The sequence below is a fragment of the Kitasatospora sp. MY 5-36 genome, assembly GCF_001182915.1.
Taxonomy (GTDB): domain Bacteria; phylum Actinomycetota; class Actinomycetes; order Streptomycetales; family Streptomycetaceae; genus Kitasatospora.
Window position 1 is genome coordinate 1 of sequence record NZ_LFVW01000259.1, and the last position, 15,022, is coordinate 15,022.

Consider the following 15,022-nt stretch of genomic DNA (forward strand, 5'->3'; position numbering starts at 1 on the left):
CGCCGCCCGGTCGCCCGCTCCGGTGGCCGCCGCGGCCGCCCGCCAGCGGGCCGTCACCTCGACCGGCCCGGGCAGCTCCCGCGCCTGCGCCCGGTCGCCGTGGACCTCGTCGTGGATCACCGTCTCCATCCCTGCTCCGTTCCCGGCCGGGCTCCCCGCCCGGCCGTCCGTTCCCGTTCCGTGCCGCGGTCACGGCCGCGCTCCGCCCTCATGTCCGCACCCGCCCGCCGACCCCCGTACGGCGGGCGGAGCGGTCGTCAGTCCGCGACCATCCGCACCGCACCCGGCACGTACTCTCGCTGGCGGACCACCCGATACCAGCCCTTGGGCAGCGGTATCGCCGCGTGCTCCTCGTGCACCACCCGGCCGCCCTCGGGCAGGTGCAGCCAGCCCGCGCCGAACGGCCCGGTCTCCCGGCGCAGCTCGCCGGGGCCGACCACGGCGTGCGCGTGCCCGGTGACCTCGCCGAGCGCGAGTACCATCCGGCCCCGCGCGTCCCGGGGCTGCACGGCCAGCTCCACCACCCTCGGCGGCACCGCGCCCTCCTCTACCGGCACGATCAGCACATCGCCCTGGCGGTACATCAGTCCTCCCTCGCCGTACGGAGGGGCTCCGGCGGACGCCGGAACCCATGGCTCCGCCGCGTCCGCCGCGGTCACTCTCCGGAGCCAGGACCCGAACATAGAGCAAGGGTCTGACAACGCGCCCGGACGGCGACCCGGCCGCCGGATTGTCAGTCCCGGCTGGTAGACAGTTGTTCGGCCCAGACCCCAGAGGAGCAGCGCATGACTGTCAACGACCACATCGAGCGGTTCCACGGCCTTCCCGTCTTCGACTTCGTGGAGGCCTTGGAGGAGGCCGAGGAGAAGGGCGGATCGGGCGCCCTCGAACTGCCGGACGCGGCCTCGGCCGCCTGGCGGGTCAAGCTCGACTACGAGTCCGAGGCGACGTTCGCCGAACGCTGGGAGCAGTTCCTCGGCGCCGTCGACACCGAGCGGGTCACCGCCCTGGTGATCGGCCAGTGGTCCCCGGAGGAGCCGGAGGGCTTCCAGGAGCCGATGGAGGCGATCGTCGCCGCCGCCGGCCGGCTGCCCGCCCTGCGCGCCCTGTTCGTCGGCGACATCACCTTCGAGGAGTGCGAGATCTCCTGGATCCAGCAGTGCGACATCACGCCGCTGCTGACGGCCTTCCCGCGGCTGGCCGAGCTGGTGGTGCGCGGCGCCTCGCAGGACTGGGACGGCAAGGGCGGTCTGGCCCTGAAGCCGCTGCGGCACGAGGCCCTCGAGGCGCTGCGCTTCGAGGCCGGCGGCCTGCCGGGTTCGGTCGTGCGCTCGGTGGCCGGCTGTGACTTCCCCGCCCTGGAGCGGCTGGAGCTCTGGCTGGGCGTGGACAACTACGGCGGCGACGCGACGATGGCCGACGTCGCGCTGTTCCTGGACGGCACCCGCTTTCCCAAGCTGCGCCACCTAGGCCTCCAGAACAGCGAGTTCCAGGACGACATCGCGGCCGCCGTGGCACACGCGCCCGTCGTCGCCCGGCTGGAGTCGCTCAGGCTCTCCATGGGTGTGCTGACCGACCAGGGCGCCACCGCCCTGCTGGAGGGCCAGCCGCTCACCCACCTGAACTCCCTCGACCTGCACCACCACTACCTCACCGAGGAGATGCAGCAGCGCCTGCGTCAGGCCCTGGCCGGTGTCGAGGTCGACCTCTCCGAGCCCGGCAAGCCCGACGACCAGTGGCGCTACGTGGCCGTGGCCGAGTAGTCGTCAACGCCCCGCGCCCGCCTGATCGCCCGACAGCCCGACCGCCCGCGTACTCGCCCACCCCGACCGACCAGGATCCGACATGTCCATCTCCCGCCACATCGAACGCTTCCACGAGCTGCCGATCCACGAGTTCGCCCCCGACGACACCCGGCCGCGGCCCGCCGCCGACAGCGTCGCCTGGCGGCTCGCCCTCGCGTACCGCTCCGAGCAGGACTTCGCCCAGCTCTGGCAGTCCTTCCTCCAGGACGTCGATCCGGCGAGCGTCCGTGCCCTGGTGATCGGTCCCTGGTGGAACGGGGCCGAGGGCTACGGCTCCGTCGGCCCGGTGATCGAGGCCCTCACGGCCGAGGCCGGGCGCCTGCCCGCTCTGGAGGCGCTGTTCCTCGCCGAGGTGACCTACGACGAGTGCGAGGTCTCCTGGCTGGTGATGGACGATGTCACCCCGCTGCTGGCCGCCTTCCCCGCGCTGAAGTCGCTGGCCGTGCGCGGCGGTACGGACCTCGGCCTGGATCCGGTCCGTCACGACGCCCTGACCAGCCTGCGCTTCGAGTCCGGCGGCCTGCCGGCCACCGTGGTGCGCGCGGTGGCCGCCTCCGAGCTGCCCGCACTGGAGCGTCTGGACCTCTGGCTCGGCGTGGACGAGTACGGCGGTGACGCCACGATGGACGACCTGGCACCGTTCCTGGACGGCTCCCGGCTGCCGGAGCTGCGCCACCTCGGGCTGTCCAACAGCGAGTTCCAGGACGAGATCGCCGCCGCCCTCGCCCACGCCCCGATAGTGGCCCGGTTGGAGTCGCTCGACCTCTCCATGGGCGTGCTGACGGACGAGGGCGCCACCGCCCTGCTGGAGGGCCAGCCCCTCACCCACCTGAACTCCCTCGACCTGCACCACCACTACCTGAGCGACGCGATGCAGGAGCGTCTGTCCGAGGCCCTGCCCGGGGTCGGGCTCGACCTCGACGAGGCCGAGGGTGACGACCCGGACGACGAGGACGACCGCTACGTCTCGGTCTCCGAGTAGACGGGCGGCGGAGGCGATGACCGTGCGACTGACCGTCCTGGGCAACCCGGGGCACCGACGGGTGACGCTCTTCGCGGCCGCCGCCCGGGCCGCCGGGCTGCCCGAGCCCGCCGTCCTGCCCTGGCTGGACGTGCTGCGCGGCCGGTACCGGCTGCCCGAAGGCGGTCTGCTGCGCATCGAGTCGCCCGGCGAGGAGCCGGAGGTCGACCGGCTGCTGCGCGGCCAGGCGCTCGGCCCCGGCTACGCCCCGACCAGGGTCGAGGGCACGGCCGTCTGGTACGCGGGGGTCATGGCCGCGCTGCGCGGGCTGGCCGCCCGACCCGGCGTACGGCTGCTCGGCGATCCGGAGGAGATCGCCGTGATGTTCGACAAGCGCCGTACCCACGCGCTGCTCGCCGGGGCCGGGGTGCCGGTGCCCAGGGCGCTCGGCGGCGAGGTCACCGGCTGGGAGCACCTGCGCGGGCGCCTCGCCGAGGCCGGCCTGCACCGGGTCTTCGTCAAGCCGGCGCACGGCTCCTCCGCCTCCGGGGTGATGGCCCTGGAGTTCGGACCGCGCGGGCAGCTGCAGGCCACCACCTCGGTGGAGCTGGCCGACGGCCGGCTCCACAACTCGCTGCGGGTGCGCCGCTACCGCGGCGAGCGGGAGGTCGCCGCGATCGTCGACGGCCTGGCACCGGACGGGCTGCACGTCGAGCAGTGGATCCCGAAGGCCTCGCAGTCCGGGCGCTCGGCGGACCTGCGGGTCGTGGTGGTCTCCGGCCGCGCCACCCACGCCGTGGTGCGCACCAGCGGCCAGCCGATGACCAACCTGCACCTCGGCGGCGCCCGCGGCAGCCTCGACCAGGCCCGGGAGGCCGCCGGGCCGGCCTGGCCGGCCCTGCTGGAGACGGCCGAGCGCGCGGCGGCCTGCTTCCCCGGCTCACCGATGGTCGGCGTCGACGTGCTGCCCACGACCGGCTGGCGGCGCGCCCTGGTCGGCGAGGTGAACGCCTTCGGCGACCTGCTCCCCAACCTCACCGGCCTGCCCGGCGGCCCCGCCGAGGGCCTCGACACCTACGGCGCCCAACTGGCCGCGCTGACCGCCCCCTCCCCGTCGTCGCCCGCGGCGACGGACCACCAGATCACGGAACCCGCTCGATGAACCACCCGACCACCCTCCCGTCCCCCGACATGAACGCCGTCGTGGGCAGCCACGACCTGCTGCTCGTCACCCTCGACACGCTCCGCCTCGACGTCGCCGAGGAGCTGGCCGCCGTCGGCCGCATCCCGAACCTCGCCGCCGTCCTCCCCGGCGGCCGCTGGGAGCACCGGCACGCGCCCGGCAGCTTCACCTACGCCTCCCACCAGGCGATCCTGGCCGGCTTCCTGCCGACGCCCGCCTCCCCGGACGGCCCGCACCCGCGCCTGTTCGCGGCCCGCTTCGCCGGTTCCGAGAGCACCGCCCCGCGCACCTGGGTCTTCGACGCCCCCGACCTGCCGACGGCCCTGGCCGCGGCCGGGTACCGCACGGTGTGCATCGGCGGTGTCGGGTTCTTCAACAAGCAGGGCCCGCTGGGCTCGGTGCTGCCGGGCCTCTTCCAGGAGAGCCACTGGGCGCCCGAGTTGGGCGTGGCCTCGCCGACGTCCTTCGAGGAGCAGGTCGCCCGGGCCGAGCGGGTCGCCGCCGAACAGTCCGCCGACCAGCCGCTGTTCCTCTTCCTGAACGTCTCGGCGCTGCACCAGCCGAACTGGTTCCACCTGCCCGGAGCCACCCGCGAGCACGGGGACTCCCGGGCCACCCACGCCGCGGCCCTGGAGTACGTGGACGCGCACATCGGCCGGCTGTTCGCCGCGATGAGCGCCCGCCGCTCCTGCTTCGCAATCGTCTGCTCCGACCACGGCACCGCCTACGGCGAGGACGGCTACACCGGCCACCGGATCGGCCACGAGGTGGTCTGGTCGGTCCCGTACACGCACTTCACCCTCCCCGCCCGAGCGGCGGGCACCGCCACGACCTCCGAGGAGCGCGCATGACCACCGCACCCTCGCGCCCGGACTCGCCGTACCAGTCGTACGTCTACGCGTACCCGCACAAGACGGCCTACCGCCCGCTGCCCGAACGCCCGCCGCTGCGCGAGCTGTGGGCCGGCGAGGCGCAGCACGCGCTCTCGCTCTACCTCCACATCCCGTTCTGCGAGGTCCGCTGCGGCTTCTGCAACCTGTTCACCCGGATCGGCAGCCCCGAGGGCCTGACCACGGCCTACCTGGACGCCCTGGAGCGCCAGGCCACGGCGGTGCGCGCGGCGCTGGACGAGGGCGCCCGGTTCGCGCTGGCCGCGTTCGGCGGCGGCACGCCCACCTATCTGACGGCCGGTGAGCTGGAGCGGCTGTGCGACATCGCCGAGCGGCGGATGGGCGCCGACCTGCGGGCGATACCCCTCTCGGTGGAGGCATCGCCCGCCACCGCGACCGCCGACCGGCTGGAGGTGCTGGCCGCCCGGGGCACCACCCGGCTGAGCCTGGGCGTGCAGTCCTTCGACGACGCCGAGGCGCGCTCCGCCGTCCGCCCGCAGAAGCGGTCCGAGGTGGAGGCCGCCCTCGGCCGGATCCGCGCGGCCGGGTTCCCGGTGCTCAACATCGACCTCATCTACGGCATCGACGGCCAGACCGAGGCGAGCTGGCTCCGCTCGTTGGACACCGCGCTCGCCTGGCAGCCCGAGGAGCTGTACCTCTACCCGCTGTACGTCCGCCCGCTGACCGGCCTGGCCCGGCGCGGCGAGCAGGAGAGCCGGGCCGCCTGGGACGCGCGCCGGCTCGCGCTCTACCGGGCCGGCCGCGACCACCTGCTCGCCCACGGCTACCAGCAGGTGTCGATGCGGATGTTCCGCCGCGCCGCCTCCCCGCAGGCCGGCGCGGGCGAGTACGCCTGCCAGACCGACGGCATGGTCGGCCTGGGCTGCGGCGCCCGCTCCTACACCTCCCAGCTGCACTACTCCTTCGACTACGCGGTGAACGCCACCGAGGTGCGCGGCATCATCGACGACTACGTCGCCACCGAGGACTTCCACCGTGCCGAGGTGGGCCACCGGATGGGCGGCGCGGAGCCGCGCCGGCGGCACCTGGTGCAGTCGCTGCTCCAGGCCGAGGGCCTGCCGTTGGCGGACTACCGCGCCCGGTTCGGCGGTTCACCGGCCGAGGACTTCCCGGCGGAGCTGGCCGAGTTCGCGGAGCGCGGATGGCTCGACGACGGCGACGCGGAGTTCCTGCGCCTCAGCCCGGAGGGGCTGGCGCACTCGGACGCCGCCGGGCCGATGCTGTTCTCGCCCGAGGTCCGGGCCCTGATGGCGGCGTACGAGGCGAAATGACCTTCCTCGGCATGCCCTCCGCCTCACCGCTGCCGGAGGACGGGGCGCGGAGCCTCACCCTGCTCTACCGCGGCCCGCTCGCCTCCTGCGACTACGACTGCCCGTACTGCCCGTTCGCCAAGCGGCGCGACAGCCCGGAGCAACTGCGCTCCGACCGGGCCGCGTTGGAGCGTTTCACCGGCTGGGCCGCCGGGCGCGCGGGCACCGGCGACACCCTGTCGTTGCTGTTCACCCCCTGGGGCGAGGGGCTGGTGCGGTCCTGGTACCGCCGCGCGCTGGTCGAGCTGAGCCGCCTGCCGCACGTCCGCCGGGTCGCGATCCAGACCAACCTCAGCTGCCGCACGGGCTGGCTCGCCGAGGCGGACCTCGACACCCTCGCCCTCTGGGTCACCTTCCACCCCGGCCAGGTCACCCGCGAGCGCTTCCTCGCCAAGTGCCAGGAGTTGGACGCACTCGGCGTGCGCTACAGCGTCGGCGTCGTCGGCCAACCCGAGCACCTCGCCGAGGCCCGCCGGCTGCGCGCCGAGCTCCCCGAGGGCGTCTACCTGTGGGTCAACGCCGCCGAGGGCCTCGGCTACACCGACGCCGAGGCCGCCCAATGGGCCGCCGTCGACCCGCACTTCGGCTACAGCCGGCACGCCCACCCCAGCGCCGGGCTGCCGTGCCGCACCGGGGAGTCCGTGCTGTCGGTGGACGGCGACGGCACCGTGCGCCGCTGCCACTTCGTCCGGGACGTCCTCGGCAACCTTTACGACGGCAGCTACCGCGCGCAACTGCTGCCGCGTGCCTGCCCGTTGCCGGTCTGCGACTGCCACATCGGCTACGTCCACCTGGAGACGCTGCCGCTGTACGAGCTGTTCGGCGCGGGCGTGCTGGAGCGCGTGCCACACGGCTGGTCCGGGGGCCGGTCATAAATCGGTTGCCAGTCGGCCACTCTGTGTGAAAGCGTACGAACAACCGCGCAGGACCAGCTGGTTCGGAAGGGAGGCCCGCAGATGATCAGTGGCATACGGCTCGCCGTCGTGCCGGGCCTCGTGCTCGGTGACACCCCGGCTCGCGCTTCGACGCGCGAGCCGCACCCGGCCTGACGCCCGCGCCCGCCGTCCCGGCGGCGCCACGGCCCGACGCGCCTGCTGCTCGCCTCTTCGTCGAAGTGCTCTTCGTGCCCCTTGCACGTTCGACCACGAGGAACCCCTGGTGTCCGACACCCACCGGCCAAGCATCGTCACCCTGCCCACCACCTCCGCCCTGCCCGCACCCTGGCACAGCGAGAACGGCACGCCCCCGCCGCGCCGCCTGATCGCCGCCGACGACACCCTGCGCGCCGAGGCCGCCTACCGGTCGGCCTGCGAGGGCACCGCCCTGCTCTGGCAGGGCGACTACCCCGGCGCGCTCCGCCTCCTGCACGCCATGCGCCGCCGCGCCGAGCGGCGCCGGCCCCGATCCGCCACCGGCTCCCCGGCCGAGGCCTTCCGGCAGCACCGCCGGGAGCGCGCCCGCCTCGCGCGCGTCCTGGGCATGCTGCTGGTACCGCTCGGCGCCGATCACCGCGTCCGACTCCACCGGGCGCCCGACGTCCGCGAGGCCTGCCGGGCGGCCTACGGACCGCTCCTTGACAACAGAATCGTGTCCCTGCGCGAGCTCCTCGGTGTGATCGGCGCCCACCAGTGGCGCGCCAGGGGCGTCGAGGTCCCGGCCCTCGGCGCCCGCATCCACCCGCACTACGGGGTCTTCTCACCCGTCCGCGGCGAGTACGTCGACCTCGTCGCCCGGGCGCCGCTGCCGCCGACCGCCCATGACCACCCCACCGCCTACGACCTCGGCACCGGCACGGGTGTCCTCGCCGCGCTCCTCGCCCGGCGCGGCCTGCACGAGGTCCTGGTCACCGACGCCAACCCGCGCGCCCTCGCCTGCGCCCGCGACAACGCCCACCGGCTCGGTCTCGCCGACCGCATCGAGACCGCCGGCACCGGCCTCTACCCTCCCGGCCGCGGCCGGGCCGCCCTGGTCGTCTGCAATCCCCCGTGGCTGCCCGGCCGGCCGAGCTCCGCGCTCGACGAGGGCGTCTACGACCCGGGCAGCCGCATGCTCCGCGGCTTCCTCGACGGCCTGGCCGACCGCCTGCTGCCCGGCGGCGAGGGCTGGCTCGTCCTCTCCGACCTCGCCGAGCACCTCGGCCTGCGCTCCCGCGCCGATCTGCTCGGTGCCGTCTCCGGAGCCGGGCTGCACGTCACCGGGCGCCTCGACACCGCCCCCCGCCACCCGAGGGCCACCACCCCCGACCGGGCCGACCCCCTCCTCCACACCGCCCGCGCCGCGGAGGTCACCTCGCTCTGGAGACTGGCCCCGCATGACTCCCGGCGACCTGCCGCACACAGCCCGAAGCAGCCCTGCGCCCACCGGGCGACCCGGCCCGCACGTCCCTAGCCTGGTGACAGAGAGGAGGCGAAACACCATGCTTGGAGACGCTCCGCTGCAAGCAGTCATCCCCGCCACCGATCTCGCCCGCGCCAAGGCCTTCTACACCGACACCCTCGGCCTCAAGCTCGCCGAGGAAGGTGAGGAGGAGTTCGTCTGCGACTGTGGCGGCACCCAGTTCACCGTCTACCGCACTCCCAGCGGTGGACAGGCCGCCCACACTCTCGCCAGTTTCAAGGTCGCCGACCTCGACGGCGAGATGGCCGGCCTCCGCGACCGCGGCATCACCTTCGAGGAGTACGACTTCCCCGGTCTGCAGACCGTCAACGGGGTCGCCGAGGGCGAGGGTATGCGCGCGGCCTGGTTCAAGGACAGCGAAGGCAACATCGTCTGCGTGTCCCAGCGGGTCGGCCAGTAGCCGTCCCGCACCCGGCCCACCCGTCAAGCGCTGCACCGCACCCGTCGGACACGGCGCCGCTGCCCGGCCCGCTCGTACGGAACAGGCCGGGCAGCAGCGGCAGGTGTCGGATGGCCATCCCAGGCTGGACCCGCCCGAACACGAAGAACGGCCACGCCGATGGAGCGGCCGCCCCGGCTCGCGGCCGCTCCGGACGGCTCGCTCCGGTGGCGACCCGCCACCGCCTCGCCTTGACTGGTGCGGACCGCCGCCCGGATGCGGGAGGACCGAGGGATGAGATTGCCGAGGGGCACCCGCGGCCGCCGGAAGGAACAGCTGCTCCTGGCCCGCATGCGGGTCGTGCGGGCACGGAGTGAGGCCGAGCGGCGCTTCCCGGTGATCACCGAGCTGACCGCCCGCCTCTTCTCCCCCGGCCTACTGGACTCCGCCACCCGGATGGCCTCCCAGCTGTTCCTGACCTCCATCCCCCTCCTGTTCGCCGTGGCCGCCTTCGCCCCCGAGGGCGTGCGGAACCAGATGAACTCCTCACTGCGCTCGCTGTTCGGCATCTCCGGCGCCTCCGCCGAGCAACTGCGCCAGGCGCTGTACAGCCCCGGCGACCTGCGGCAGACCACGGGGATCATCGGCCTGCTGATGGCACTGCTGTCCGGCACGAGCTGCAGCCGGGCGGTCGCCCGGGTCTGCGAACACGCCTGGCAGCTGCCGAAGTCCGGCACCCGGGTCGCGGCCTGGCGGTGGCTGCTGTGGATCGCCTGCTGGGTGGTCGTGCTGCTGTTCCAAGGCGTGCTGCGGAACGGCTTCGGCGCCGGGCTCTGGCTGGGCCTGCCGCTGACCTTCGCGGCCTCCTTCCTGGTCTGGTGGTGGACCGCCCGCCTGCTGCTGAGCGCACGGATCCGTTGGCTGTCCCTGGTGCCGGGAGCACTGCTCACCGCCATCGCGTCCACCGCGATGTCGCTGACCGCCCGGATCTACATGCCGATCGCACTGAACCGCTCACTGGCCCAGTACGGCTCGCTGGGCCTGGTGCTGATGGTGCTGTCCTGGCTGATCGCCTTCTGCATCGCCGTCACCTTCGCCATCACGGCCGGCGCGGTGCTGGCCCAGGAGAGGCCGCTCAGCGCCTACCTGGGGCCGACCGGCCCCGAGCGGCGCGGAACCTGACCAGCCGCCCCGGCACCGGTCACCCGCCACACCCGCAACACTGACGAACGCGCCGACGGCGTCGGACGACCCGACCGCCCGCGCACCCGCCGACAGACCGCACGGACCAAGGCGACCGGGTCGAAGGAGCCCGGGCGGTCCCGGGTCAGCGGGTAGCAGGCGAACCCGATCAGCGCCGCGCTGAAGTGGCCGATGCTCGTGTAGTCCCGGCTCTGCTGCACGCCCAGCCCGTAGACCACCAGCACTCCCACCGCGTACAGGTACCGCCAGGGCCGCACGATCAGGTAGGTGAGGACCGCGACCACGCCGGCCAGCGCGTAACTGACGCCGTAGTCCAGGGTGTAGAGGGCCCTCGGCGAGGCCAGCCCCCGGTGGATCGCCCAGCCGAGCACGCCCTCGCTGAGGTAGGTGGCGCCGACGTGCGCGAGCGCCGCCACCGAGATCCAGCGCAACGTGCCGAGCCATCGTTCGGCGGGCACGTGGAAGAGGTTGTACAGCAGGAAGTAGAACGGCCAGCCGCCGCCCGCGATCCACAGGGCGCTGGTGACCAGGACACGCACCGGCGACACCTGGAGGTGGTGGAGGTTGGTCGAACGCCGCTCCAGGATGCGGTCCGCGGTCGCCGGATCGACGTGCCGGATCACCTGTGTGGTGACGAGCAGGACCGCCAGCCAAGTGTAGGTACCCGGCGCGCGCCGGACATAGGCCCACACCGCGTGTACGGCACGCGCCCACCAGGGCCGCCGGTGCGCCTTGGCGCCCCTGGCTGTGCTGCCGGCCATCGGCGCCTCCTCGACACTCCTCCCCCTCACCCTCGCCCCCGCCCGACCCCGCCGCCACCCGCCACCCGCCGTCCCGGTACAGCCCGCGGGAATCCGCCCACCTCACACGCCCCGCCACCGGCCCCGACGGCCTCCACGGCGCTCGCGTACGCTGGCGCTCGGACCGTCCCGGTCGCAGCCTCCCCTCCACGCACCGGGCGGGGCCGGTACCGGGAACCGCCGAGCAAGGGCACCAGGCACGATGAGCGATCGCCTCGCGACGAGGACACCGACCAGCACCGCCGCTCCCCGGCAGGCGGCGCTGAGAGCCGCCGTCCGCCTACGCCTCACCACGGCGTACGTCCTGCTGCTGACCGTGACGGCCTCCTGGCTGGCGAGCCAGGGCCATGCCGAGCGGGCCCGGTTCGTCCGGCACAACAGCAGCAACGTCCATCACATGGAAGTGGGCAAGTGGTGGACCCTCTTCACCAGCGGCCTGGTGGTCGACGGGGTTCCGGCCTGGGCAGGCATCGCGGCGGTCGCCGCCGTCCTGGGCCTGGCCGAGTGGCGCTGGGGTCCGGCCCGGGCCGGTGCGGTCTTCGTCTTCGGGCACCTGGGCGCCACGCTGCTCACCGAGGGCGCCATGTGGGTGATGCTGACCGCCCGCATCCCGGGCGCACTCTCCCGCGCCCGGGACGTGGGCATCAGCTACGGCCTGGTCGCCACCGGCGCCTGCCTCCTCGCGCTCGGCCCGCGCCCGCTGCGCCGTTACGGCCTGCCGGCGCTCGCCCTGGCCCTCGCCGGCGCCTGGGCGCTGGACCAGCAGCTGGCCGACGCCGGCCACCTCGTCGCCCTCGGGCTGGGCGCCCTCGCCTCCCGCACCGTCTGGATGCGCACCCGAGCGCCCGCCACGGCCTCCTGATCCACCCCAACCACCCGTCCAGTCAAGCAAGTTGACCAACGGGCCGGTCGACGCGCAGCAGCCGGGAGAACCTTCGTCGCCACCCGGGGCTCCGTATGCTCTTGCATTACTCTGCAAATCTATGCCAGAGTTCGGGCATCGGATCGATTACGCCGAATTCCGTCACACATCGCTAGATCAGGGGCCCGCTCACGCGGGTCAAGGGTGCATCCATGTCGAAGGTCTTGAGCAAGCTGCCGGTCGGTGAACGGATCGGCATCGCATTCTCCGGTGGGTTGGACACCTCCGTCGCCGTAGCGTGGATGCGCGAACACGGTGCCTTCCCCTACGCCTACACGGCCGACATCGGCCAGTACGACGAGCCGAACCTCGCCGACGTCCCGGCCCGGGGCCGCGCGTACGGCGCCGAGCAGGCCCGGCTGGTGGACTGCCGGGCCGCGCTGGTCGAGGAGGGCCTGGCCGCCCTCGCCTGCGGTGCCTTCCACATCCGCTCCGCCGGGCAGACGTACTTCAACACCACCCCGCTCGGCCGCGCCGTGACCGGCACGCTGCTGGTGCGCGCCATGCAGGAGGACGGCGTCTCCATCTGGGGCGACGGCTCCACCTACAAGGGCAACGACATCGAGCGGTTCTACCGCTACGGCCTGCTCGCCAACCCCAACCTGCGGATCTACAAGCCGTGGCTGGACCAGGCGTTCGTCGACCAGCTCGGCGGCCGCAAGGAGATGTCCGAGTGGCTCGCCGAGCGGGACCTGCCGTACCGGGACTCCGCCGAGAAGGCCTACTCCACCGACGCCAACATCTGGGGCGCCACCCACGAGGCCAAGCGGTTGGAGTACCTGGACGCCTCCCTGGAGATCGTCAGCCCGATCATGGGCGTGGCCTTCTGGGACCCGGCGGTCGAGATCCAGACCGAGGACGTCACCGTCGAGTTCGAGTTCGGCCGCCCGGTCCGGATCAACGGCCAGGAGTTCGCCAGCGCCGTCGACCTGGTCCACGAGGCCAACACCATCGGTGGCCGGCACGGTCTGGGCATGTCGGACCAGATCGAGAACCGCATCATCGAGGCCAAGAGCCGCGGCATCTACGAGGCCCCCGGCATGGCGCTGCTGCACATCGCCTACGAGCGGCTGCTCAACGCCATCCACAACGAGGACACCATCGCCACGTACCACACCCAGGGACGGCGGCTCGGCCGGCTGCTGTACGAGGGCCGCTGGTTCGACCCGCAGTCGCTGATGCTCCGGGACAGCATTCAGCGGTGGATCGGCCACCCGGTCACCGGCAGCGTCACCCTGCGGCTGCGGCGCGGCCAGGACTACTCGGTCATCGACACCCAGGGCCCCAACTTCAGCTACCACCCCGAGAAGCTGTCGATGGAGCGCAGCGTCGACGCCGCGTTCGTCCCCGACGACCGCATCGGCCAGCTGACCATGCGCAACCTCGACATCGCCGACTCGCGCAGCAAGCTGGAGCAGTACGCGGTGCACGGCCAGCTGGCACCGTGGAGCGGCCTGATCGGCGAGCTCGCCCCGGGCGGCGCGGCTCCCATCGCCGCCGGCAACGGTGACGAGGAGGACCCGAACGCGCTCGACCACGCGGCGCTCGAGTCCGGCACCGACTGACGCGCCTCACGCCCGCGGAGGGCCGTCGCACCCCAGCGGTGCGGCGGCCCTCGGCCGCTCCCCCCGCGCCTCCGCTCCGCCCGCCCCCGCCTCCCGGCCCCGGCACCCGCCACCGCTCCCCGTCCACGCTCCGCCCCGCCCTCACTCGAACGGCGGCACCGGCCGTGCGCCACCCGCCCGTCGGGAGCTGAATGGCGGACGGCGCCTGGCGACGGGAAGGCAGGTCCGGGGATGGGTGAAGCGATCGGCCCGATGCTGGCCTCCGCAGTGGCGGTCGCGCTCAGCCCGCTGCCGCTGATCGCCGTCCTGCTGGTCCTCGCCTCACCGCGCGGCCGGGCCAACGGGGTCGCCTTCACGGCCGGCTGGCTGCTCGGCCTCGCCGCGGTGTCGGCCGCCGTCGTAACCGCGGGCACCGCGTTGAACCCCGCCCGCACCACACCGACCTGGTCGTCCTGGCTGAAGCTCGCCCTCGGCACCGTACTCGTCCTGCTGGCCGCCCGGCAGTGGCGCGAACGACCGCGACCCGGCCGGGTGACCGCGCCACCGGCCTGGCTGCTCTCGATCGACCGGCTGACCGCCGCCCGGTCCGCCGGTCTCGCCGTGGTCCTGGTCATCGCCCACCCGAAGACCCTGGTCCCGGCCGTCGGCGGCGCCGCCTCCATCGCCGCCGCGCCGACCGGCGGCGGGGAGAAGGCGGTGGCCACCGCCCTGATGGTGCTGCTCGGTTCGCTGGGCACCCTGCTGCCGCTCGCGGCGCACCTCCGGGGAAGCGCCCAGGCACGACGCACCCTCGGCGAGTGGCGCGCCTGGACGGCCACGCACAGCGCGGCGATCATGATCACCGTCCCGCTGCTGCTCGGCGCCGAGTACCTGGGCGACGCCGTCTCCGGGCTCACGTGAGCCCCCGCCTACCCGACCCCGACCGGCCCACCCCTCGGGCCGGCCCGCTTTCCTACCCACCCCGTCCCCGTCACCGGATCCGCACCACCCCCCGCCCCCGCACGGCCCGGACCCCCAACCGCCCGGGGTCGGCCGTCGGCCGCGCCGCCACCGCCTCCCGTACCGTCAGCAGGATCTCGCCGTCGTAGCGCTCCGCCAGCACCCGCGCCAGCTCCGCCGCCCCGCCCGGCCGGACGTCGGGCGCCAGCTCCGGCAGGCGGCCCGGGGCGCTGAGGTCCTGGGCCTGGGCGGCCCAGCGGGCCGCGTCGCACCGTTCGCCCTCGGCGGTGTAGTGCACGGCCAGACAGTGCACGGCCAGCTGGTCCCCGTACTGGGCGGCTATCCGCCACCAGAAGACGCCGTCCGCCGCACGTCCCATGCCGTACAGCAGGCAGCCGAGGGTCCGGAAGGCGGTCTTCTCGGCGAGTTCGAGGTCCAGGGCCAGCTCCCCCGGCTCGACCGCGCCCGCCACCCCCGCGCACAGGTGCCGCAGGTCGCGCCGCAGCTCCGCCCGTCCCCCGGCCCACCGGGACTGCCCCGGGGCCGCCCCCGGACCGGAACCCGAGCCTGGACCGGATCCCGCCCCCGAACCGGCGCCCGACCGCAGGCCGGGACCGGCTCCGGCACCCGCTCCCGCGCCAAGCCCT

At 74.0% G+C, this 15,022-nt stretch carries 14 protein-coding genes and 1 pseudogene; 12 read left to right on the forward strand and 3 right to left on the reverse strand.

Annotated features, from left to right (window positions below; all coding sequences use genetic code 11):
- Nucleotides 1–257: 257 nt before the first annotated feature.
- The gene (locus tag AE652_RS18420) at nucleotides 258–584 is read right to left on the reverse strand and encodes a hypothetical protein (RefSeq protein WP_049652826.1); all 327 of its coding nucleotides are present in this window, start codon (nucleotides 582–584) and stop codon (nucleotides 258–260) included.
- 201 nt (nucleotides 585–785) lie between these two features.
- On the opposite strand from AE652_RS18420, the gene AE652_RS18425 reads away from it, so the two are divergent.
- The 9 genes from AE652_RS18425 (at nucleotide 786) to AE652_RS18465 (ending at nucleotide 10,128) form a co-directional block, all read left to right on the forward strand.
- Nucleotides 786–1,763, forward strand: a complete 978-nt coding sequence (locus AE652_RS18425) for an STM4015 family protein (RefSeq protein ID WP_049652827.1) — start codon at nucleotides 786–788, stop codon at nucleotides 1,761–1,763.
- 82 nt (nucleotides 1,764–1,845) lie between these two features.
- Nucleotides 1,846–2,787, forward strand: coding sequence for an STM4015 family protein (locus AE652_RS18430; RefSeq protein WP_049652830.1), 942 nt, complete (start codon nucleotides 1,846–1,848; stop codon nucleotides 2,785–2,787).
- Nucleotides 2,788–2,803: 16 nt separating this feature from the next.
- The gene (locus tag AE652_RS18435; protein WP_049652832.1) at nucleotides 2,804–3,928 is read left to right on the forward strand and encodes an STM4014 family protein; all 1,125 of its coding nucleotides are present in this window, start codon (nucleotides 2,804–2,806) and stop codon (nucleotides 3,926–3,928) included.
- A 29-nt stretch (nucleotides 3,929–3,957) separates the two neighbouring features.
- Nucleotides 3,958–4,800: an STM4013/SEN3800 family hydrolase gene (locus tag AE652_RS18440; RefSeq protein ID WP_199823106.1), complete on the forward strand. Its 843-nt coding sequence runs from the start codon at nucleotides 3,958–3,960 to the stop codon at nucleotides 4,798–4,800.
- Nucleotides 4,797–6,131 carry an STM4012 family radical SAM protein gene (locus AE652_RS18445; protein ID WP_049652837.1) on the forward strand — a complete coding sequence of 445 codons (1,335 nt, stop codon included), beginning with the start codon at nucleotides 4,797–4,799 and terminating at the stop codon, nucleotides 6,129–6,131. The genes AE652_RS18440 and AE652_RS18445 overlap by 4 nt, the downstream gene beginning before the upstream one ends.
- Before the next feature lie 11 nt (nucleotides 6,132–6,142).
- Nucleotides 6,143–7,045 carry an STM4011 family radical SAM protein gene (locus tag AE652_RS18450; RefSeq protein WP_049652847.1) on the forward strand — a complete coding sequence of 301 codons (903 nt, stop codon included), beginning with the start codon at nucleotides 6,143–6,145 and terminating at the stop codon, nucleotides 7,043–7,045.
- Between the two features lie 280 nt (nucleotides 7,046–7,325).
- The gene (locus tag AE652_RS18455; RefSeq protein WP_369808306.1) at nucleotides 7,326–8,558 is read left to right on the forward strand and encodes a methyltransferase; all 1,233 of its coding nucleotides are present in this window, start codon (nucleotides 7,326–7,328) and stop codon (nucleotides 8,556–8,558) included.
- A gap of 28 nt (nucleotides 8,559–8,586) precedes the next feature.
- On the forward strand, nucleotides 8,587–8,967 hold the full coding sequence (locus AE652_RS18460) for a VOC family protein (RefSeq protein ID WP_049652838.1): 381 nt from the start codon (nucleotides 8,587–8,589) through the stop codon (nucleotides 8,965–8,967).
- A 273-nt stretch (nucleotides 8,968–9,240) separates the two neighbouring features.
- Entirely contained in the window at nucleotides 9,241–10,128 is an 888-nt protein-coding gene (locus AE652_RS18465) for a YhjD/YihY/BrkB family envelope integrity protein (RefSeq protein WP_082345818.1), read from the forward strand.
- On the opposite strand, the gene AE652_RS18470 is transcribed toward AE652_RS18465, so the two are convergent.
- Nucleotides 10,089–10,910, reverse strand: coding sequence for a rhomboid-like protein (locus AE652_RS18470; RefSeq protein ID WP_063780182.1), 822 nt, complete (start codon nucleotides 10,908–10,910; stop codon nucleotides 10,089–10,091). The genes AE652_RS18465 and AE652_RS18470 overlap by 40 nt on opposite strands.
- Before the next feature lie 241 nt (nucleotides 10,911–11,151).
- On the opposite strand from AE652_RS18470, the gene AE652_RS18475 reads away from it, so the two are divergent.
- From AE652_RS18475 to AE652_RS18485, 3 genes are all read left to right on the forward strand, one after another.
- Complete coding sequence (locus tag AE652_RS18475; RefSeq protein WP_234348431.1) at nucleotides 11,152–11,811, forward strand: rhomboid-like protein; 660 nt, start codon at nucleotides 11,152–11,154, stop codon at nucleotides 11,809–11,811.
- A 212-nt stretch (nucleotides 11,812–12,023) separates the two neighbouring features.
- On the forward strand, nucleotides 12,024–13,436 hold the full coding sequence (argG, locus tag AE652_RS18480) for an argininosuccinate synthase (RefSeq protein WP_049652841.1): 1,413 nt from the start codon (nucleotides 12,024–12,026) through the stop codon (nucleotides 13,434–13,436).
- Nucleotides 13,437–13,667: 231 nt separating this feature from the next.
- Nucleotides 13,668–14,336 (forward strand): GAP family protein, encoded by a 669-nt coding sequence (locus AE652_RS18485; RefSeq protein ID WP_049652843.1) that lies wholly within the window; start codon nucleotides 13,668–13,670, stop codon nucleotides 14,334–14,336.
- Nucleotides 14,337–14,406: 70 nt separating this feature from the next.
- On the opposite strand, the pseudogene AE652_RS18490 reads toward AE652_RS18485, so the two are convergent.
- Nucleotides 14,407–15,022: pseudogene (locus AE652_RS18490) on the reverse strand (hypothetical protein); the annotation flags it as partial.